The sequence below is a fragment of the Sphingopyxis sp. genome, from assembly GCF_965227415.1.
Taxonomy (GTDB): Bacteria; Pseudomonadota; Alphaproteobacteria; order Sphingomonadales; family Sphingomonadaceae; genus Sphingopyxis.
In genome coordinates this window covers 1,314,281-1,333,893 of the sequence record NZ_OZ245749.1, presented here as the reverse complement: position 1 = coordinate 1,333,893, position 19,613 = coordinate 1,314,281, and the positions used below count along the sequence as shown (strand labels likewise).

Below are 19,613 nucleotides of genomic sequence, written 5' to 3'. Positions count from 1 at the left end.
GGGAGGATCCATCATGACCAACAGCAAATTTGCCGCCGCCATCGCCGCTTCGGCCACCGCTCTCGCACTTGCCGGCGCAGCCATGGCCGCCCCGGCGCCCACGGGCAGCGCGGGCGCCGCGGTCAGCGCCAATGACACGGTGCATTGCTACGGCGTCAACAGCTGCAAGGGCACCGCCGACTGCAAGACCGCGTCGAACGAATGCAAGGGCCAGAATGAATGCAAGGGCCATGGCTTCAAGGCGATGGCCGCGGCCAAGTGCCTGACCGGTGGCGGCGTCATCGGCGACATCGGCTGATCGTCACTTCCCGTGCGGCCGCCCCGCCGCACGGGAAGAATTCCTTCGCCTGTGATCCAGATCATGCCACAAGGCCTTCGGGTCGTGTGACAAAACACGGGGGCGACGATTCGCCCCACCTTATCTGGACAACCAAGGGAAGGGACGATCTATGACTTCGAACAAACTCGCCGGCCTGATTGCCGCATCAGCGACCGCGCTCGCGCTGTCGAGCGCAGCCGTTGCTGCCGACAAGCCTCTGCCCAAGCAGATCAGCGCCAGCGACACGGTGAAATGCTATGGCGTCAACAGCTGCAAGGGCTCGTCGGACTGCAAGGTCGAAGCGGCGTCGTGCAGTGGCGATTCGGGCTGCAGCACCGCGGGCAACAGCTGCGCCGGCGCGAACAGTTGCAAGGGCAAGGGCTTCAAGAAGCTCGCGGCGGGCAAATGCCTGACCGACGGCGGCAAGATCGGCGTCTGACCGTAAGCGGCGGGTCCGGCCGCGCGCCGGACCCCTCGTTACCGTGGAGATGATGCGTGCACCCAGATGATTGCAGGACGGTGCCGTCGCCGGGCTTCGGGCTGGGCCTGCGCCCCGATCATTATCGCGATTTCCTCGCCGGGCCGCAGCCGGTCGACTGGCTCGAGATCATCTCCGAAAATTACATGGTGCCGGGCGGCAAGCCGCTGGCGATGCTCGACGCGATCCGCGCCGACTATCCGATGGTGATGCACGGCGTGTCGCTGTCGATCGGGTCCGACGAGCCGCTCGACGGCGAGTATCTGGCGCAGCTCAAGGCGCTGGAACGGCGCGTCGAGCCGCTGTGGATTTCGGACCATCTGTGCTGGACCGGAATCAACGCGCACAACAGCCACGATTTGCTGCCTTTGCCTTACGACGCGCCCGCGCTCGACTGCGTCGTCGACAATATCCGCCGCGTGCAGGATTATCTCGGCCGCCGCATCCTGATCGAAAACCCGTCGAGCTATGTGACCTTCCGCTCGTCCGACCGCAGCGAGTGGAACTTCCTCGCCGAAATGGCAGAACGCGCCGACTGTCTGCTGCTGCTCGACGTCAACAACATCTATGTCAGCGCGCGCAACCATGGCTTTGACCCGCGCGACTATCTCGCCGGATTGCCCGCCGACCGCATCCAGCAGGTCCATCTCGCGGGGCACAGCGACATGGGCGACATCGTCATCGACACCCATGATGCGGCGGTGTGCGACGCGGTGTGGGATCTTTATTCCAGGGCGATCGCCCTGTTCGGCCCCGTTGCGACGATGATCGAGCGCGACGACGACATTCCGCCGCTCGCCGATGTCATCGCCGAACTCGACCGGGCTAGGGCGCTGGCGGCGCAGGCGATGGAGCCAGCCCATGCCTGAGGCCTTGCGCGAGCTTCAACACCGCTTCCTTGCTGCGATCATCGGCGGCGATGCCGGCGGCGAGGCGCTGATCGTCGACGATGCCCGCGTCGGCGCGGCGCGGCGGCTCGACATCTATCGCAACAATTATCGCGCCAGCCTGGCGGGGGTGCTTGCCGACCATTTCGAACGGCTGCATTCCTATCTGGGCGACGAGCAGTTCGACAATATCGCAGGCGCCTATCTGACGGCGCACCCGTCGACGACGCGCAACTTGCGCTATTATGGCGTCGAGTTTCCTGCATTTCTTGCGCAGCATTTTCCGGATGACGGCGAGCTGGCCGAACTCGCGCGGCTCGACTGGGCGTTGCGCAGCGCCTTCGATGCGCCCGACACGCCTTCGCTCGATGCCGCGGCGGTGGGTGAACTCGGCGACGCGTGGATCGAGCGGCGGTTGATGCTTCATCCTGCGGCGCAACTGGTCGCGGTGCAATTCAATGTCGCGGCGCTCTGGAGTGCGCTCGACGCCCAAGAGGCGCCGCCCGAGCCTGCCGCCTTCGCGGCGCCGGTGACACTGCTCGTCTGGCGCAGTGGCCAGCAGCCCAGTTTTCGCAGCCTGTCGGAGGGCGAGGCCGATGCGCTGGCGCAGCTGGCAGTCGGTGCAAGCTTCACCGACCTCAGCGCGCATGTCATCGAGCGAGTGGGCGAGGCGGCGGCGATGAAAGAGCTGGCCGCCTGGCTGGGCCAGTGGCTCGCCGACGGGGTGCTCATTCTGGCGAACTAGCCTTTGGCAGTCACTCGCCGCAGGACCGCCGCATAGCCCGGCGCAATCGTCATCGCGTCATGCTTGCCTTGCCGGCCGAGCATCGCATGCACCGCGGGCAGCCGATAACAGGGTACGCCCATGAACAGATGATGCTCGGCGTGAAAATTCACCCAATAGGGCGCGACCGTCGCGCGTGCGATCCAGCCGGCATAGGTGGTGCGCGCATGCGTGAACGGGTCGTCGCTGCCGGTCGTCGTACAGGCATGCTCGGCGATGTTGCGGACGCGCAGATACAGCTGAAAGGTCGTCGCCAGACCGGCAAGCCAGAGCAGGTAGGGCGTCCAGCCATAGAGAGCGAGCGAGGCAGCAAGCAGAACGCCTTGCACGACCAGAAAGCGCCCGACCGAGCGGGCCACCGTCATCGCGCCGGCCACGTCGATCGTCGGTGACGTCATGCCGTCGTCGGACTGCTTGTTGAAGGGCGTTCCGGCCTTGGTGCTGGCCCGGCCTTTCTCAACCTGTTCGCCCCGCAGCATGGCTTTCAGTCCCTTGAGCGCGAATCCGAATTGCGCCGCACGCTGTTTGAAAAAGGTCTGTCCGGTCAGGTCACGAAGCGCCTTGCGGCCCAGGCTCGCGCGCGTTGTCGGGAAGGGTTTCGACAGCGACAGGTCGGGGTCTTCGGGCTGCTGCGTGAATTTGTGATGCTGCAGATGATAAGTGCGATAGGCGATCAGGTCCGATCCGACCGCGGCGCCCGTCAGCCATTGGCCAAGGAAATTGTTCAGTTTCCGATTCGGATGGAGAAGCCCGTGCGCTGCCTCGTGCATCAGGATCGCGAGGCCAAGCTGCCGCCCGCCGACGATCGCGACCGCGAGCAGCCACGCTGCGGGATTTCCGCTCCATGCTGCCAGCCCGACCGCGGCGATGCTGACGATCCACGCATGCGCGACGAGCCAAGGGCCGCGCCAGCGCGACGCGGTCGTTATCGCGGACCATTCAGCACGGTCGAAAAAGCGATCGGGAGGCAAGAGGCGAACGGCGGACACGGCAACACTTTAACGAGTTTCGATCCGAAACCAAACCCCTTCCGTTTTGGCTCGCAAGCGCCGGCAATCGGCGGCGCTGGCCGCTTGCCTTCGTGGGAAAACATGATTCTTGTGGCCTTCAATCCGCGATGTGGCCGCGGACCATCACCCAATCGACCTTTTCCAGCGTCGTGACATCGGTCAGCGGATCACCGCTCACCGCGATCATGTCTGCCGACATGCCCGGTGCGATACGGCCGATCTCGCTGTCCATCGACAGGAGTTTGGCGGCGACCGTCGTCGCGCTGGCCAGCGCTTCGCGCGGCGTCAGCCCATATTTGACGAGCAGCGCGAACTCGCCCGCATTGCGGCCATGTTCGAACACGCCGGCGTCGGTGCCGAAGGCGATCGGCACGCCGAGCGCTCTTGCACGGCCGACCGCTTTGCCGACGTCGTTCAGCGTCATCCGGACCTTGGTCTCGACCGTCGGTGTATAGATGCCCTTGCCGAGCCGTTCGCGAATGCCCTCGAATGCCATCAGGGTGGGGACCATATACGTGCCCTTGGCCTTCATGACCTTGAGCGCGGCATCGTCGGCGAACGTGCCATGTTCGATGCTGTCGATCCCTGCCGCGGCCGCCGATTCGATTCCGCGCGCGCCGTGCGCATGCGCCATGACCTTCAATCCGAGCGAATGGGCGGTGTCGGCGATGCTGACCAGTTCGGCGTTCGAGAAATGGCCTTCGAGCCCGCGGCCTTGCTGCGACAGCACGCCGCCGGTTGCCGTGATCTTGATGACGTCGGCGCCCGCGCGCGACGCCTTGCGGACCTTCTCGGCGCATTCGATCGCACCCGTGCAGGTATAGCCCTGGTCGAGGACGGCATGGATGTCCTCGCGAAATCCCGTGACGTCGCCGTGCCCGCCGATAATCGACAGCGCCGGACCGGCCGCGATGATCCGCGGCCCTTCGATGAAACCCTCGGCCGTGCCGCGGCGGAGCGAGAAAGCGGTGTATTGCGCCGACCCGGCCTCGCGCACCGTGGTGAAGCCGGCACGCAGCGTGACGCGCGCATTTTTGGCGCCGACGACGACGCCCCATTCATCGGGTTCGACGGCTTCGCTGCGAAAGTCGCCGCCGGGATCGCCGGTCAGATGCACGTGAAGGTCGATCAGTCCGGGAAGCAGCGTCTTCTCGCCCAGATCGACGACCTCGGCATCGGCGGGCGCCGCGGAGCGGCCCGGGGTGATCGAAATGATGCGATCGTCGGTGACGGTGATGGTCGAGGGGCCTGCGGCAGGCTTGCTGGCATCGGTGATGACGCGGCCGGCATAGATGATCGTGGTCTTGGCAATCGCGGTGCTGCTCAGCAGCGCGCAGGCCGCCGCGGCGACGAGTCCGATTTTACGCATATGATCTCCCCTGTCTGTGCCGTCATCGTGGCGCGCGGGACAGGGTAGGGCAAGGCCATAAAAAGAGGGGCCGGACGAGCCGACCCCTCAGTTTCACTTCAGGTAACCGAAAGGAATATTACCAGAAGAAGTCATAGATCACGTCGACCACTTCGCCGGAGTAGGTGTCGACGAGCAGCGCGTCGTCGTAATAGCGGATCCAGCGATAGTCGCCGTAAGCGGCCGGCAAACGGTAGTAGCTGGGGTCGTTGATCCAGTAGCGTTGGCTGTAGAACAGCGAGTTCAGCGAGAAGCCGATGCTGAACCGGGTGTAGCCATAGCCGCGATACGGGTTGTAATAGCTGGGCATCCGGTAATAATTCCGGTTCCGCTCGCGGTAGTTCCGCCAGTCGTAGCGGCGGTCGCTGCGCCAGTCGCGGTTCCAGTTGTTGCCGGAGCGGCCATCGCGATAGCGCCGATCGACAGAGCCGTTGCGGTTCTGGTCGTAACGGCGATCGACGCGGTTGTTGTCGTTGCGATCCCAGCGGCGGTCGAGGTCGCCGTTGCGATTGCGGTCATAGCGGCGATCGACCTGTCCGTTGCGGTTGCGGTCCCACTGACGGTCGACCTGACCGTCGCGGTTGCGATCCCACTGACGGTCGGTTCGGCCATTGCCGTTGCGGTCATAGGTGCCCCGCTGGCCGGTCACGCGCTGTTGCTGCACGACCGGGCGCTGCTGCTGGACGACCGGGCGTTGCCCGTCGCCGCGTTGACCCTGCCACTGACGCTGGCCCTCGCTGCGCTGGCCCTGCCACTGGCGCTGGCCGTCGCTGCGCTGGCCCTGCTGCTGGCGCTCACCGTCGCCGCCGCGTTGGCGCTGACCGTTCCAGCCGTTGCCGCCGCGATCGCCGCGCGGCGCGCGTTCGACCTGCTGAACCTGCTGCGTCTGCGGCGCGCTTTCGGTGCGCTGGCGTTCGCCGCGCTGACCGTCGCCGTTCCCATTGCCGCCGCGACGGACTTCGGGGCCGCGCGGGCCGCGCTCGCCGCCACGATCGCCGCGCTGGGCAATCTGGATACGCTCGCCGCTTGCCTGGGCGGCAGCGGGCGCAATGGGGGTGAGGATTGTCGCTGCGATGAGCAGCCCTCCAAGCGTCTTCTTCATCTCGGCATTCTCCAATGTCCCACCCGGCACCCAGCCGATCGGGAAGATGAAGTGGAAATTACCGGACGCAAGATGGATCGTGGCTGAACCCGGTTGTTGCCTGCGGTTCAGCTAGATGAACATCACTTGGTGCGATAGGTCTTGTGACAGCTTTCGCAATCGGCGCGGACGACTGCCCACTGCGCCGCGAAACCCGGCTTGTCGTTTGCCTTGGCAAGGTCCGAAAGCTTGGCGGCATCCTCGCTATATTTGGCGGCGATGGCCCGAAAGCCGGCATTGTCGCTCCACACGGTCGGCAAAGCTTCTGATCCGGTGATATTCGATCCCGCCGGAAACATGGCGGGGAGGGCGGCGGCCCAGGCTGAAAGCCCGCGCGCCCCGAACGCCCATTTGTTCACATCCTCGTCGGCGTCGATCGTGTGCTTCATCGCCGCAACGATTCCCGCCGACATCGTGAAGGAGGCTTTGCGTGCCGCCACGATCTGCGCCTGCGTCGGGCTGGCAGGCTCTGCCGCAGGTTTGGCCAGAGCGGCGGCGCTGGCGGTGGCGACAAGCGCGGCGATCGTCAGGGTGGACAAAAAGCGCATCGTCATTCTCCTCGATGGTCAGGGGGCAGGCGGCGGTTTCAGCGCTGGAACGGCGCGCGCCGCATCGGCGGGGCGGATACCCGGCGGCGGCGCAGCGGCAATACGTTCCTCGCCGCGCAGCACGCGCCCGGCCCGGCTGATCGCGGTGCGGATTCGCGGATAGGTGCCACATCGGCAGATGTTGGTCATCGCCGCGTCGATCTCGGCATCGCTGGGATTGCTGTTCTTTCGCAGCAGGGCCGCGGCGGCCATGATCATCCCCGACTGGCAGAAGCCGCATTGGGGAACCTGCTCGGCAACCCAGGCCTGCTGCACCGGATGGCTGCGGTCGCGTGACAGTGCCTCGATCGTCGTGACGAAGCGGCCTTCGCATTCGGCGATCGTGACCATGCAGCTGCGGATCGCTTCGCCGTCGATATCGACCGTGCACGCGCCGCACTCGCCGGTGCCGCAGCCATATTTGGTGCCGGTCAGGTTCGAGGCATCCCGAAGCGCCCACAGCAGGGGCGTTTCGGGGTCCATGCGATATTCGACCGGCCGGTCGTTGACCGAGAATCGTGTCATGCAGGCGGTCTTAGCCGAACGGCCGGATTAGTCACGCCAGCTCGTGTCGATCTTGTCGATCTTGCGCACCATCGCATCGAATTCGGCCTTGCCCGACTGGCCAGGAATCGCCGCCATATAAAGGTCGCGCTGGTGGACCTTGATGACATCCTCGCCGACCAGGATCGGCTTGCCCATGCTCATCGTCGCGAGCTGGATTTCGCAGGCGCGTTGCAGCGCCCAATATTTGATGAACGCATCGCTCAGCGATTTGCCCATCACCACGGGGCCGTGGTTGCGCAGCATCAGGATGCGCTTGTCGCCAAGATGTTCGACGAGCCGAGCCCCTTCTTCCTCGCGTACCGTGACGCCCTCGAAATCATGATAGGCAAGCTGGCCCATGAAGTTGCAGGCATAGAAATTCGTCGGCTGCAGCCCGTTTTCGAGGCCGCATACCGCCACCGTTGCTGTCGTGTGCGTGTGGATGATCGCATGCGCATCGGGCAGGACGCGGTGGAACAGACTGTGCTGGACAAAGCCCGCCTTGTTGACGTGCCAGGGATTGTCCTCGTCCAGCTTGTTGCCGTCGATGTCGATCTTGATCAGGCTGGACGCGGTCACTTCGCTGAAGTGCATGCCATAGGGGTTGATCAGGAACGCGCCTTCCTGATCGTCGAGCTTCACCGTGATATGGTTGAAGATCATTTCGTCCCAGCCCATCATCGCAAAGATGCGGTAACAGGCGGCAAGTTCCTGCCGCGCCGTCCATTCGGCTTCGCTATATTTGCTGTTGCGCTTGAGCTGGGTCGCCATGGCCTGTCCCTTTGTCATGTTAGTTTCGTCCTGCTACCTATGCCACAAGCCGAGGGGCTGGCACAATCCCGAGAGCGGCAAGTCCAGTCTCGCGGCGTGACCCGCGCGGTTCGCCGCGCGGGGGCTTGCATTTTGCCGCGAATCTCTCTAGTTGGCGGCCCATCGGAACGTCGCGTGATCGCGGCGCTCTTTTTATTGCCCGAATATCGGCGACTTATGGCGAACCGGATCTGTGCCGGGGACATGGTCGTTTTGACGAACAGGAGACGACACGGCGTATGCAGATCATCGTTCGCGACAATAATGTCGACCAGGCCCTTCGCGCGCTCAAGAAGAAGCTGCAGCGTGAGGGCGTGTATCGCGAAATGAAGCTGCGCCGTCATTACGAGAAGCCCAGCGAAAAGCGTGCGCGCGAGCATGCCGCCGCTGTCCGCCGCGCCCGCAAGATGGAGCGCAAGCGGATGGAGCGTGACGGTATCAAGTAAGACCGTCTCCCGTTCGGGATCCTGATTCGAGAAAAGGGCGCCGCGGCAACGCGGCGCCCTTTTTCGTTGGGGCATCTGGTATGCGGGCCGGTCCCGCCTTTCGCGACAGCGGAATAATGTCTCTGGACCCTCCCACGCCGCTCCGCCTATAGGCGTGCGCGACATTTGCTCCGCCGGGGCAGGGGAAGGATAGCGACGATGAGCGTAACGACGGTTCCATTGCGCCCGGTGAGCAAGGGCGGCCTGTGGCTGATGTGGATCAGCCTGATTGCGCTGCTCGTCGCGGGCGTCGCGCTGGCGTTCCATTTTACGCCGCGTATCGGCTTTGAAACGGTGAAGGCGGGTACCGGTCCCAGCCCCACCAAAGCCGACGTCGTCCTCATCAAATATGAAGGCAAGCTCGACGACGGCACGGTCTTTGACGCCAATGAACAGGCGCCGCTTCAGGTCGCGCAGGTTGTTCCGGGATTCGGCCAGGCGCTGGCACGCATGCAAAAGGGCGGCAAGTACAAGGTCGTGATCCCGCCTGCGCTAGGCTATGGCGACCGTGCCGCGGGACCGATCCCCGCGAACAGCACGTTGCACTTCGACATCGAACTGCTCGACTTCCGTTCGGAAGCCGAAGTCCGCGCGATGCAGCAGATGATGCAGCAGCAACAGCAGCAGCAGATGATGCAGGGCGCGCCGGGCGGTGCTCCCGGCGCTCCTCCTCCCGCGCCCCCGCAGTAATCAAAACATGGTTTCGGGTTAGGTGCTCGCCGCCGCTTTTGTTTTGGCGGCGCCGGCATTGCGTTCGGCTTCGCGTTCGAGCGCGACCTTGATCATCGCGACGATCGGATCGGCCAGGAACAGGCCCATGATGCCGAGCAACGCGCCGAACAGGATTTGCGCGCCCAGGACGAGGGCGGGGGCGAGGTCGACCGTCTGCTTCGCGACCATCGGCACGATCAGATAGCCGTCGACGGTCTGAACGATGAAATAGATCGCGATCGCCCAGAGCCCCGTGTCGACCCCTGCCGAAAAACCCACGAGGACGAGCAGCACGCCTGACACAATCGCCCCGATGTTGGGGATGAACGCGAGCAGGCCGGTGAGCAGCCCCATCAGCGCGGCCATTGGGATGCCGACCGCCAGGCAGGCGAGCCAGGTTCCGACACCCTCGACCAGCATGCCGAGCAAGCGGCCAGCCATCAGTCGGCGCAGCGTAAAGCCCATGCGCGCGGTCGTGATATAGAAATTCTCGCGGCTCTTCATCGGCAGCATCCACGCGACGCCGCGCTCGTAAAGCCGAGGCTCGATCGCGATGAAGATGCCGAGTACGAGGACCATGATCAGGCTGGTGAGCGCGCCGAGCACTGTGCCGACCGCGGCCGTGACGCGCCCGAAGGTGCCGGCGATATTGTCGGTGATCGTTTTCGTATCGAGCTGGAGGTCGCCCATGCCATGCTCGCTCGCCCACGCGGCGATGCGTTGGACCTGCGACATCACGACCTGTTGCAGGGTCGCGGCCTGATCGGCGATCTGCGAGCCGGCAAACATGACCGTCCACGCCATGAAGGCGACGAGCGACAGACAGACAATCAGCAACCGCCATCCGCGCGCGATCGGCAGAACGCGGCCAAGCAGGCGGGTGCCGCCGTCGAGCATGGCCGCCATGACGATTCCGGCGAAGATCAGCAGGATCGGCTGGATCAGGATGATGCAAACGCCGATCAGCAGCGCGAGGCCAAGCCACACACCGGCGCGGAGCAACTCGCTGCGGACGAGCTGGCTGCGGATCTCGGTCGGGCCGACGGCTTCCTTGTGATCGTCCTCGGGAACGGCGGGCGACGCTTTGGCCACGGCCTTCGCGCGTGTCGTGGCCGGTTTCCTCGTCGTCGCCATGCCCTTACTCCCTATTTCACTGTGGCATCATGCGCCGGACGCAGGTTGGTTCCCGCGCGGTTCGACCGCAGCGCGCTGAACCAGCTCAGCGGATTGTACCATTCGGCGGTGCCGTCGGTCGAAAAGCTGATGATTTCGGCGCGTCCGGCGATCGCGTCGAACGGCACGGGGCCGCCCAGACCCTTGCGGTCGACCGATACGCGGCTGTCGGCGCTGCCGTCGCGGTTGTCGCCCATCAGGAACAGATGGCCGGCCGGGACTTTCTCGGGGCCATAGTCGTCGGTCATATAGCCCGGACCCATATCGATCGTGTCGAATGTTGCTCCTCCGGGCAGCGTTTCGCGTACGATCGGCAGTTCCAGAACATCTTTGCCGCTGGCATCCCGGTCGAGGAAGCGCCCGAGCGAGCTGTCTGCGCCGGGCATATTGCCGTCGACCGGGACGCCGAGCATCGGCTGCACTTCGCGCTTCACGGGCTTTCCGTTGATGAACAGCGCGCCGCCTTTCAGCTCGATCGTGTCGCCGGGCAGGCCGATCACGCGCTTGATATAGTCGATGCGGGTCACCGGATGTTCCAGCACGACGATGTCGCCCCGTTCGGGCAGCTTGCCGAACAGGCGTCCGGCCGTTTTGGGCGCGAGGTGAAAGCTGACCGAGGCGTAGGACCAGCCATAGGGATATTTGGACACCACCAGCCGGTCGCCGTTGCGCAGAACCGGCATCATCGAATCCGAGGGGATATAGAAAGGCTTGGCAACGCAGCTGTGGATGCCGAGCACCAGCAGCAATATCACCACGATATCGCGGATCAGCTTGCCCCAGCTTCCGTCGTCCTTGCCTGTCGTTTTCGTCATTCTCAGTCCTTGATTGCCTCGATGATGACGAAAGCCTGCGCCCAGGGATGGTCGTCGGTCAGCGTCAGATGGATGTGCGCTGTATGTCCCGGCGGAATCATCGCGGCGAGCCGTGCCGCTGCTCCGCCGGTCAGCGCGAGCGTCGGTGCCCCCGACGGCTCGTTGACGACCCCGATGTCCTTCATGAACACCCCGCGCTTGAAGCCGGTGCCGACGGCTTTCGAAAAAGCCTCCTTCGCCGCGAAGCGCTTGGCATAAGTGCCCGCGCGAGTGAACGGACGCCGCGCTGCCTTGGCGCGCTCGACGTCGGTGAAGACGCGATTCTCGAACCGCTCGCCAAACCGGTCGAGCGAATTCTGGATCCGCTCGATATTGCAGAGGTCGGAGCCGAGGCCGATGATCATGCCGCGCCGCGCGCTTCGTCCATCAGGCCGCGCATGCGCTGGATCGCATGCTCCAGCCCGGTGAAGATCGCTTCGCCGATCAGATAATGGCCGATGTTGAGCTCAGCGAGCTGGGGAATCGCGGCGATCGGTACGACATTGTCATAGGTCAGGCCGTGCCCGGCATGCGGTTCGATGCCATTCTTCCACGCGAGCGCGGCGGCATCGGCGATGCGGCGGAGTTCGGCGGCGCGCTCCTCGCCCTCGACATGCGCATAGCGGCCGGTGTGGAACTCGACGACCGGCACGTTCAGCCGCATTGCCGCTTCGATCTGCCGCGGGTCGGGTTCGATGAACAGGCTGACGCGGATCCCCGCGTCGTTCAGCCGTCCGACGATCGGCGCCAGATGATTATGCTGGCCAGCGGCGTCGAGCCCGCCCTCGGTGGTACGTTCTTCGCGCTTTTCGGGGACGATGCACGCCGCGTGCGGCATATGGCGCAGCGCGATCGCCAGCATCTCGTCGGTCGCCGCCATCTCGAGATTCAGCGGAAGGTCGGTCGCCGCCTGGATGCGCGCGAGGTCGTCGTCGCGAATGTGTCGCCGGTCCTCACGCAGATGCGCGGTGATCCCGTCGCCGCCGAACGCCGCGACGATTTCGGCCGCGCGCACCGGATCGGGATGCTCGCCGCCGCGCGCGTTGCGGATCGTCGCAACATGATCGATGTTGACGCCGAGCCGCAATTTGGAGGGGGAGGCGCTCAAGCCGCTACGCTCCGGCTCCCGGGCTTTATCGCCGGCGTCGATGCCAGTTCTGGCGGGAGTTCATTTTCAGCATAGGTCGGGAAATTGATCGCGACGAGGGGATAGAAGGGCACCCCAAGGTCGATATTGCTTCCCGCCGAGCGGTCGACGAGCGCAGCCTCGGCGACGACCTCGCCGCCTGCTGCGCGCACCGCTTCCATCGCTTCGCGCGACGACAGGCCGGTGGTCACGACGTCCTCGACCATCAGGACCTTTGATCCCGGCGCGATGGCAAAGCCGCGGCGCAGTTCGAAAACGCCCGTCGGGCGCTCGACGAAAATCGCCGGTTTGCCGAGCGCGCGGCCCATTTCATGGCCGATGATCACGCCGCCCATCGCGGGCGAGACGACGATGTCGATCGCCTGCCGCAGTTCGCGCGGCAGCTTGCCTGCCAGCGTGACGGCCAGGCGGCCCGCGCGCTCGGTATCCATCAGCACGCGCGCGCACTGCAGATAATATTCGCTGTGGCGGCCGGAGGAGAGCAGGAAATGTCCCTGCAGCAGCGCGTCGGCGGCGCGGAATTCGGCCAGGATGTCGTCATCGGTCATGGGAGATTTTATCTTTTGTTCCTGTCGTCGCCCGGATCGGGCGACTGCGTTTCGGCGGCGAAGATTTGCCAGCCGTAAAATAGTGTTAGAGATGCTTGAGGCAAGCGGCAAGCGGGTCTATAGCGCCCGCGAGATTCAGCCTCGGGGACGGCTGCCGTGACGTATGTCCGGCCATCCGGATAAAGGGCTGGGGCATCGACAAGAACAACAGGCAACGGGCGGCACTATCCTTATGAAGAGCTTGAAAACCAGCTTGCAAACCATTGCAATCGCAGCGGCTTTGTCGCTCGGCGCGGTGGGCGCCGCGCACGCGGCTGCTCCTGCTGCGACCCCGGCAGTCACCGTGACGGCGACTCCGGCTCCGGCGACCGCCGATGCGGCCGCGACGACCGCTGCTCCCGCTGCGGTCGAGGCGACCAAGGCTGCCGCTCCCGCGGGCGATGCAACCTATGTGCCGATGAAGCCGACCCCCGGGATCGGCCAACCGGTCGATGCCGGCATCAATTTCCAGCCGCAGGTCACCCCGATCGGCGAGCAAGCCTACTGGTTCAACCATGCCATCCTGTTGCCGGTGATCACGGTGATCTCGCTCTTCGTTCTTGGCCTTCTGCTCTGGGTTGTCGTGCGCTTCCGTGCAAAGGTGAACCCGGTGCCGTCGAAGACCACGCACAACACCTTCATCGAAGTGATCTGGACGGCGATCCCGGTGCTGATCCTTGCGGTCATCGCGGTCCCGTCGATCCGCTTGCTCGCGGCGCAATATGAGCCGCCGAAGAAGGACGCGCTGACGATCAAGGTCACCGGGTATCAATGGTATTGGGGCTATGCCTATCCCGACCAGGGCATCGGCGAATATGTCTCTAAGATCCTGCCCGAGGACAAGGCCAAGGCTGCAGGCGAACCCTATCACCTCGCGGTCGACAACCGCATGGTCGTTCCGGTCGGGCGTCAGGTGAAGCTGATCATTACCGGTTCGGACGTGATCCACAGCTTTGCGGTTCCTGCCTTCTGGACCAAGATGGACGCGGTTCCCGGCCGCGCGAACGAAACGACGTTCACCGCGACGAAGGTCGGCGTCTATTACGGCCAGTGTTCGGAGCTTTGCGGCGTCGACCACGGCTATATGCCGATCGCGGTCGAAGTGCTGCCGGTCGACAAATGGGAAGCCTGGGTCCGCTCGAAGGGCGGCAACCCCAAGCCGACACCGGCGGCGCCTGCCGCCGCTGCCCCGGCTGCTGCCGCTCCGGCGCCCGCCACCACCGCTCCCGCTGCCGCCGCACCGGCTGCAGCCGCCACGACCGAAGCAGCGCCGGCTGCGGCTCCCGCCGCTGCCCCGGCCGCCAAGAAATAATCAAGGGGTCCGACAGATGACCGATATCGCAGCGACTGCACCCGCGCACGGCCACGACCATGCGCACGATCACGACCATGATCATGACACGCCGGGCTTTTTCGTCCGCTGGTTCATGTCGACGAACCACAAGGACATCGGCACCCTCTATCTGATCTTCGCGATCATCGCCGGCATCGTCGGCGGCGTGATTTCGGGCATGATGCGCCTCGAACTCGCCGAACCCGGCATCCAGTATCTTCCGGGCTGGGCGGCAGCGCTCGGCAGCGGCGCCGACGAGGTTGCAGGCAAGCATCTTTGGAACGTGCTCATCACCGCGCACGGCCTGATCATGGTCTTCTTCATGGTCATGCCCGCGATGATCGGCGGTTTCGGCAACTGGTTCGTGCCGCTGATGATCGGCGCGCCCGACATGGCCTTCCCGCGCATGAACAACGTCAGCTTCTGGCTGACCGCGGTCGCGTTCGTGATGCTCGTCGGATCGAGCTTCGTTCCGGGCGGCAGCGGGCATGGCGCCGGCACCGGCTGGACGGTCTACGCGCCGCTGTCGACCAGCGGGTCGGTCGGCCCGGCTGTCGATATGGCGATCTTCTCGCTCCATCTTGCCGGTGCAGCGTCGATTCTCGGCGCGATCAACTTCATCACCACGATCTTCAACATGCGCGCGCCGGGCATGACCCTGCACAAGATGCCGCTGTTCGTGTGGTCGGTGCTGGTGACCGCCTTCCTGCTGCTGCTCGCGCTGCCGGTTCTGGCCGCCGCGATCACCATGCTGCTGACCGACCGCAATTTCGGCACGACCTTCTATGATGCGACGGGCGGCGGCGATCCGGTGCTCTATCAGCATCTCTTCTGGTTCTTCGGCCACCCCGAAGTGTACATCATGATCCTGCCCGGCTTCGGCATGGTCAGCCAGATCATCTCCACCTTCAGCAAGAAGCCGGTGTTCGGCTATCTGGGCATGGCCTATGCGATGGTCGCGATCGGCGTTGTCGGTTTCATCGTGTGGGCACACCACATGTTCACGGTCGGCATGAGCGTGAACCTGAAGATGTACTTCACCGCGGCGACGATGGTCATCGCGGTCCCGACCGGCATCAAGATCTTCAGCTGGATCGCTACCATGTGGGGCGGTTCGGTCAGCTTCAAGACGCCGATGGTCTGGGCGATGGGCTTTATCTTCATGTTCACCGTTGGCGGCGTCACAGGCGTCGTGCTCGCCAACGGCGGCGTCGATACCAACCTGCACGACACCTATTATGTCGTCGCGCACTTCCACTATGTGCTGTCGCTGGGCGCGGTCTTCTCGCTCTTCGCCGGCTTCTATTACTGGTTCCCGAAGATGTCGGGCCGGATGTACAACGAGTTCCTTGGACAGCTGCACTTCTGGGTATTCTTCATCGGCGTGAACGTCATGTTCTTCCCCCAGCACTTCCTGGGCCAGCAGGGCATGCCGCGCCGTTATCCCGACTATGCGGAAGCTTATGCCTATTGGCACCACGTCTCGTCGCTCGGCTATGTGATCATGGCCGTCGGCATGCTGTTCTTCTTCGTGAATATCGGCTGGTCGCTGTTCGCGGGCAAGAAGGCGGCCGACAATCCGTGGGGCGAAGGTGCGACGACGCTCGAATGGACGCTGTCGAGCCCGCCGCCGTTCCACCAGTTCAACGAACTGCCGCGTATCGCCTGATTGCATCCGCCCCCTGCTGAAAACTTGGCAGGGGGCGATCTGCTTTCCGGCCTGGAGTTAGCATGGCGCAGAGCCTGACCCACGGCGAACCGGCGCTTCCGGCCGACTGGCGCGACCTGTTCGCGCTCACCAAGCCGCGCGTGATGTCGCTGGTCGTGTTCACCGCGCTTTGCGGTCTGCTCGCGGCACCGGGCAGCGTCCATCCGGTCCTCGCCTTCTCATCGATCCTCGCGATCGCGCTGGGCGCGGGGGCGTCGGGCGCGCTCAATCAATGGTATGAGGCCGGGCTCGACGCGAAGATGAAGCGCACCGCCGGACGGCCGCTTCCGGCGGGACGGCTCGATCCGCAGACCGCGCTGCAGTTCGGAGTCGGACTCGCGGCTTTCTCCGTCTTTCTGATGCTCTTCGCCGCCAACTGGCAGGCGGCGGTGCTGCTGACGGTGTCGATCCTTTTCTATGTTTTCGTCTACACCATGTGGCTGAAGCCGCGGACGCCGCAGAATATTGTCATCGGCGGCGCGGCAGGCGCCTTTCCGCCGCTGATAGGCTGGGTCGCCGCGACGGGCAGCATCGCGCCGCTGCCGGTTTTGCTCTTTCTGCTGATCTTCCTGTGGACGCCGCCGCATTTCTGGGCGCTCGCGCTGTTCATGCGGTCGGACTACGCCGCCGCGGGTATCCCGATGATGCCGGTCGTCGCAGGCGAAACCTCGACGCGGCGCCAGATCCTGTTCTACGCGCTGATCATGGCGGCGTCGGCGATCGCGCCATGGCCGCTGGGCTATGCCGGCGCGCTCTATGGCTGGACGGCGGTCATCCTGTCGATCGTCTTCGTCCTGCTGTCGATCCAGGTCGGCACGCGGACCACGGGCGAGGGTGACATGATGCAGCCCGAAAAGCGTCTCTTCGCCTATTCGATCGCTTATCTTTTCATATTGTTCGGCGCAGTCGTCGCCGACCATTGGTGGCCCCTATGACCGACGAAACTCCCCCCGAACCCTTCGACGAAGCCGAATATCGCCGCCGTCAGCGCAGCCGTGCGAACATGATGGGGTGGATTCTCGGCGGGCTTGCTTTCCTGTTCTTCTTCATCACGATGGCGCGCATGGTGGTGCCCAAGTGAGGACGATGTCGCGGAACGCGAAGACCGGATCGCTGGCGGCGCTACTCGCAGTTGCAATGGTGGGTCTCGGCTTCGCGGCGGTGCCGCTCTATAATCTCTTCTGCCGCGTGACCGGCTTCGGCGGCACGACTCAGCGCTTCGATCCGGTGGCCGCCGCCGCCGAGCCGAAGATTCTCAGCGACACGATCTCGGTCCGTTTCGATGCCAATGTCTCGCCGAATCTGCCGTGGAAATTCTATCCCGAGCATCCGACCGATACGGTCAGCATCGGCGCGCGCGACATGGCGATCTTCATCGCCGAAAACCAGTCGCCGCACGAGGTGATCGGAACCGCGAGCTTCAACGTCACGCCCGACGCTGCGGGCAAATATTTCACCAAGATCCAGTGCTTCTGCTTCACCCAGCAGACGCTGAAACCGGGCGAGCAAATCCGCATGCCGGTGCTGTTCTTCGTCGATCCCAAGATCAAGGACGATCCCGACGCGCGCGACATCGAGGAAATCACGCTGAGCTACACCTTCCACCCTGTAGACGGCGACAAAAAGGCGAGCTAAGGCCGCGATCAAAGAGTCTTACAAAGGACCGGCGGGCGATGGGGAATCGCCATGCTGGGGCTGCTAAAACGGGAAAAACGCCATGTCCGGTGCCAAACATCATGACTATCATCTCGTAAACCCCAGCGTCTGGCCGCTCATCGGCTCGGTCGCTGCGCTTACGATGTTCTTTGGCCTGGTGATGGCCATGCACGCCGACTATTTCGGCGGTGCCGGCAAATGGGTGCTCGGCCTCGGCCTGGCAGGTGTGATCGCCACCTTCTTCAGCTGGTGGTCTGACGTCATCAACGAAGCGCATGCAGGCGACCATACGCCGGTCGTTCAGTTGCATCTGCGGTACGGCATGATCCTGTTCATCGCGTCCGAAGTCATGTTCTTCGTCGGCTGGTTCTGGGCCTGGTTCGACTTTTCGCTTTTCCCGGTTCCGGTTGAAATCGTCGACGGCGCGGTCACCTCGCTGTTCGGCCAGGACGGCGCGCTCGCGGCGACGGTATGGCCGCCGAAGGGCATCCACGTCATCGACGCCTTTTCGCTGCCCTTGCTCAACACGCTGATCTTGCTCTGCTCGGGCACGACGATTACCTGGGCGCACCATGCGCTGATCCACGGCGATCGCGAGGGGCTGAAAAAGGGTCTGTGGGCGACGATCATCCTGGGGATGCTGTTCACCTCGATCCAGGCCTATGAATATGCCGAGGCGCCGTTCCACTTCGGCACGATCAACTATACCTCGGCCTTCTTCATGGCGACGGGTTTCCACGGTTTCCACGTGCTCGTCGGCACGATCTTCCTGATCGTCTGCCTCGTCCGCACCTATAAGGGCCACTTCACTCCGACCCAGCATTTCGGTTTTGAAGCTGCTGCCTGGTACTGGCACTTCGTCGACGTGGTGTGGCTGTTCCTCTTCATCATCGTCTATGTCTGGGGCGGCTGGGGCGCGCCGGTCGCCGCGCACTAAATTGCCGCAAGACGAGCCAACACAAAAAGGGCAGCCGCCGGTCTGGCGCGCTGCCTTTTTTGGTCTCTGTCCCGAATGCGGTGCGCCCGGCTTGTTCGAGGGCGCGGCCAGTTTTCGCGAGCGTTGCCCGTCTTGCGGGCTCGAATCCGGCCGATACAATGTCGGCGACGGCCCTGCGGCCTTCCTCACCCTGATCATCGGCGCCTTGCTGATCGCGCTGGCACTCGGCGTCGACGCCGCGTTCAGGCCGCCGCTCTGGGTCCATGTCGTCCTCTGGGTGCCGCTGACCGCCGCTGCCGTCCTTTACGGGCTGCGCGTCGGCAAGGCGGCGCTGCTCGCGAGCGAGCACCAGCGACAGGCCGCCGAAGGGACAACGCGTCATGACTGAACCCGCCGAAACGACGCTTCGCCGCTGGCCGGTCGTCTCGACGATCGTCGTGCTCGCGGCCGTCGCGGTGATGATCGCGCTCGGCGTCTGGCAGCTCCAGCGCAAGGCCGAGAAGGAAGCGCTGATCGCGCTGTACGAACGCAACATGGCGATGTCGTCGCTCGTCACCTATCCCAAGCTGCCGCCGGTCGCCGATGCCTTTCTGTTTCGCAAGAGCAGCGTCGTCTGCCTCGAGCCGACGCGCTGGGATCCGCGCGGCGGCACCGACCGCACCGGCAAGACCGGCATTCGCATGATCGCCGATTGCCGCACCGGCGCCGAGGGCCCGGGCGTCCTCGTCGACGTCGGGATCGCCGACGACTTCAAACCGCCGCAATGGAAAGGCGGAACCGTGCAGGGGACGATCGTGCCCGGTCCCGAACAGCCGTCGATGATCGAGCGATTGACGGGTAAGGCGGTTCCCGCGCGCGCGATGCTCGTGGCCGACGCACCGGTCGCGGGGCTGCGCGCAAGTGAGGTGCCGTCGGGGGCCGACGTCCCGAACAACCATCTCGCCTACGCCGTGCAATGGTTCATTTTCGCTGCCGCCGCGCTGATTATCTATATCCTGGCGGTTCGCCGCCGCTTGCAGCGGTGACGGCGCGCCGCTAGGCGCTGTGCCGTC

The 19,613-nt window shown here is 64.4% G+C and carries 26 protein-coding genes; 15 read left to right on the top strand and 11 right to left on the bottom strand.

Annotated elements, in window-relative coordinates; translation table 11 throughout:
* Nucleotides 1–13: 13 nt before the first annotated feature.
* From ACO055_RS06530 to ACO055_RS06515, 4 genes are all read left to right on the top strand, one after another.
* Nucleotides 14–298 (top strand): hypothetical protein, encoded by a 285-nt coding sequence (locus ACO055_RS06530; protein ID WP_422061778.1) that lies wholly within the window; start codon nt 14–16, stop codon nt 296–298.
* 151 nt (nt 299–449) lie between these two features.
* Nucleotides 450–758: a hypothetical protein gene (locus ACO055_RS06525; protein WP_422061777.1), complete on the top strand. Its 309-nt coding sequence runs from the start codon at nt 450–452 to the stop codon at nt 756–758.
* 56 nt (nt 759–814) lie between these two features.
* Complete coding sequence (locus ACO055_RS06520) at nt 815–1,666, top strand: DUF692 domain-containing protein (protein WP_422061776.1); 852 nt, start codon at nt 815–817, stop codon at nt 1,664–1,666.
* Nucleotides 1,659–2,429, top strand: a complete 771-nt coding sequence (locus ACO055_RS06515; protein WP_422061775.1) for a DNA-binding domain-containing protein — start codon at nt 1,659–1,661, stop codon at nt 2,427–2,429. The genes ACO055_RS06520 and ACO055_RS06515 overlap by 8 nt, the downstream gene beginning before the upstream one ends.
* Here the strand turns inward: ACO055_RS06515 and ACO055_RS06510 are convergent.
* From ACO055_RS06510 to ACO055_RS06500, 3 genes are all read right to left on the bottom strand, one after another.
* Nucleotides 2,426–3,457 (bottom strand): fatty acid desaturase family protein, encoded by a 1,032-nt coding sequence (locus tag ACO055_RS06510; protein ID WP_422061774.1) that lies wholly within the window; start codon nt 3,455–3,457, stop codon nt 2,426–2,428. The genes ACO055_RS06515 and ACO055_RS06510 overlap by 4 nt on opposite strands.
* A gap of 118 nt (nt 3,458–3,575) precedes the next feature.
* Nucleotides 3,576–4,847: an amidohydrolase family protein gene (locus ACO055_RS06505; protein ID WP_422061773.1), complete on the bottom strand. Its 1,272-nt coding sequence runs from the start codon at nt 4,845–4,847 to the stop codon at nt 3,576–3,578.
* A 118-nt stretch (nt 4,848–4,965) separates the two neighbouring features.
* A complete protein-coding gene (locus ACO055_RS06500; protein WP_422061771.1) occupies nt 4,966–5,535 on the bottom strand; it encodes an RcnB family protein in 570 nt (189 codons plus the stop codon).
* Between the two features lie 6 nt (nt 5,536–5,541).
* Between ACO055_RS06500 and ACO055_RS06495 the strand changes: the two genes are divergently transcribed.
* Nucleotides 5,542–6,075, top strand: a complete 534-nt coding sequence (locus ACO055_RS06495) for a hypothetical protein (protein ID WP_422061770.1) — start codon at nt 5,542–5,544, stop codon at nt 6,073–6,075.
* A 35-nt stretch (nt 6,076–6,110) separates the two neighbouring features.
* Here the strand turns inward: ACO055_RS06495 and ACO055_RS06490 are convergent, their stop codons facing one another.
* The 3 genes from ACO055_RS06490 to ACO055_RS06480 are packed head-to-tail and all read right to left on the bottom strand — an operon-like array spanning nt 6,111 to nt 7,931.
* On the bottom strand, nt 6,111–6,575 hold the full coding sequence (locus tag ACO055_RS06490; RefSeq protein ID WP_422061769.1) for a c-type cytochrome: 465 nt from the start codon (nt 6,573–6,575) through the stop codon (nt 6,111–6,113).
* An 18-nt stretch (nt 6,576–6,593) separates the two neighbouring features.
* Nucleotides 6,594–7,139: a (2Fe-2S)-binding protein gene (locus ACO055_RS06485; RefSeq protein WP_422061768.1), complete on the bottom strand. Its 546-nt coding sequence runs from the start codon at nt 7,137–7,139 to the stop codon at nt 6,594–6,596.
* A 27-nt stretch (nt 7,140–7,166) separates the two neighbouring features.
* Entirely contained in the window at nt 7,167–7,931 is a 765-nt protein-coding gene (locus tag ACO055_RS06480) for a class II aldolase/adducin family protein (protein ID WP_422061767.1), read from the bottom strand.
* Between the two features lie 278 nt (nt 7,932–8,209).
* Here ACO055_RS06480 and rpsU point away from each other — a divergent pair, with 278 nt between their 5' ends.
* Complete coding sequence (gene rpsU, locus ACO055_RS06475) at nt 8,210–8,416, top strand: 30S ribosomal protein S21 (RefSeq protein WP_037510267.1); 207 nt, start codon at nt 8,210–8,212, stop codon at nt 8,414–8,416.
* A gap of 198 nt (nt 8,417–8,614) precedes the next feature.
* Nucleotides 8,615–9,145 (top strand): FKBP-type peptidyl-prolyl cis-trans isomerase, encoded by a 531-nt coding sequence (locus tag ACO055_RS06470; protein ID WP_422061766.1) that lies wholly within the window; start codon nt 8,615–8,617, stop codon nt 9,143–9,145.
* Between the two features lie 18 nt (nt 9,146–9,163).
* On the opposite strand, the gene ACO055_RS06465 is transcribed toward ACO055_RS06470, so the two are convergent.
* Genes ACO055_RS06465 through pyrE form a run of 5 tightly spaced genes read right to left on the bottom strand, consistent with a single transcriptional unit; the run spans nt 9,164 to nt 12,888 of the window.
* A complete protein-coding gene (locus tag ACO055_RS06465) occupies nt 9,164–10,300 on the bottom strand; it encodes an AI-2E family transporter (protein WP_422061765.1) in 1,137 nt (378 codons plus the stop codon).
* Nucleotides 10,301–10,311: 11 nt separating this feature from the next.
* Nucleotides 10,312–11,154, bottom strand: a complete 843-nt coding sequence (lepB, locus tag ACO055_RS06460; RefSeq protein ID WP_422061764.1) for a signal peptidase I — start codon at nt 11,152–11,154, stop codon at nt 10,312–10,314.
* A 2-nt stretch (nt 11,155–11,156) separates the two neighbouring features.
* Complete coding sequence (acpS, locus tag ACO055_RS06455; RefSeq protein ID WP_422061763.1) at nt 11,157–11,558, bottom strand: holo-ACP synthase; 402 nt, start codon at nt 11,556–11,558, stop codon at nt 11,157–11,159.
* Complete coding sequence (locus tag ACO055_RS06450) at nt 11,555–12,301, bottom strand: pyridoxine 5'-phosphate synthase (RefSeq protein WP_422061762.1); 747 nt, start codon at nt 12,299–12,301, stop codon at nt 11,555–11,557. Before ACO055_RS06450 ends, acpS begins: the two co-directional genes overlap by 4 nt.
* Nucleotides 12,298–12,888, bottom strand: coding sequence for an orotate phosphoribosyltransferase (gene pyrE, locus ACO055_RS06445; RefSeq protein WP_422061761.1), 591 nt, complete (start codon nt 12,886–12,888; stop codon nt 12,298–12,300). Before pyrE ends, ACO055_RS06450 begins: the two co-directional genes overlap by 4 nt.
* Nucleotides 12,889–13,120: 232 nt before the next feature.
* Between pyrE and coxB the strand changes: the two genes are divergently transcribed.
* The 8 genes from coxB to ACO055_RS06405 all read left to right on the top strand — a co-directional run bounded on the left by coxB (nt 13,121) and on the right by ACO055_RS06405 (nt 19,586).
* Complete coding sequence (gene coxB / locus ACO055_RS06440; RefSeq protein WP_422061760.1) at nt 13,121–14,239, top strand: cytochrome c oxidase subunit II; 1,119 nt, start codon at nt 13,121–13,123, stop codon at nt 14,237–14,239.
* Nucleotides 14,240–14,255: 16 nt separating this feature from the next.
* Nucleotides 14,256–15,929: a cytochrome c oxidase subunit I gene (ctaD, locus tag ACO055_RS06435; RefSeq protein WP_422061759.1), complete on the top strand. Its 1,674-nt coding sequence runs from the start codon at nt 14,256–14,258 to the stop codon at nt 15,927–15,929.
* 62 nt (nt 15,930–15,991) lie between these two features.
* Complete coding sequence (locus ACO055_RS06430) at nt 15,992–16,903, top strand: heme o synthase (protein ID WP_422061758.1); 912 nt, start codon at nt 15,992–15,994, stop codon at nt 16,901–16,903.
* Nucleotides 16,900–17,049: a hypothetical protein gene (locus ACO055_RS06425; protein ID WP_422061757.1), complete on the top strand. Its 150-nt coding sequence runs from the start codon at nt 16,900–16,902 to the stop codon at nt 17,047–17,049. Before ACO055_RS06430 ends, ACO055_RS06425 begins: the two co-directional genes overlap by 4 nt.
* 5 nt (nt 17,050–17,054) lie before the next feature.
* A complete protein-coding gene (locus ACO055_RS06420) occupies nt 17,055–17,603 on the top strand; it encodes a cytochrome c oxidase assembly protein (protein WP_422061756.1) in 549 nt (182 codons plus the stop codon).
* A gap of 82 nt (nt 17,604–17,685) precedes the next feature.
* Nucleotides 17,686–18,561 (top strand): cytochrome c oxidase subunit 3, encoded by an 876-nt coding sequence (locus ACO055_RS06415; protein ID WP_422061755.1) that lies wholly within the window; start codon nt 17,686–17,688, stop codon nt 18,559–18,561.
* A gap of 91 nt (nt 18,562–18,652) precedes the next feature.
* Nucleotides 18,653–18,949, top strand: coding sequence for a DUF983 domain-containing protein (locus ACO055_RS06410; protein ID WP_422061754.1), 297 nt, complete (start codon nt 18,653–18,655; stop codon nt 18,947–18,949).
* Nucleotides 18,942–19,586 (top strand): SURF1 family protein, encoded by a 645-nt coding sequence (locus ACO055_RS06405; protein WP_422061753.1) that lies wholly within the window; start codon nt 18,942–18,944, stop codon nt 19,584–19,586. The genes ACO055_RS06410 and ACO055_RS06405 overlap by 8 nt, the downstream gene beginning before the upstream one ends.
* The last annotated feature ends 27 nt before the right edge of the window (nt 19,587–19,613 follow it).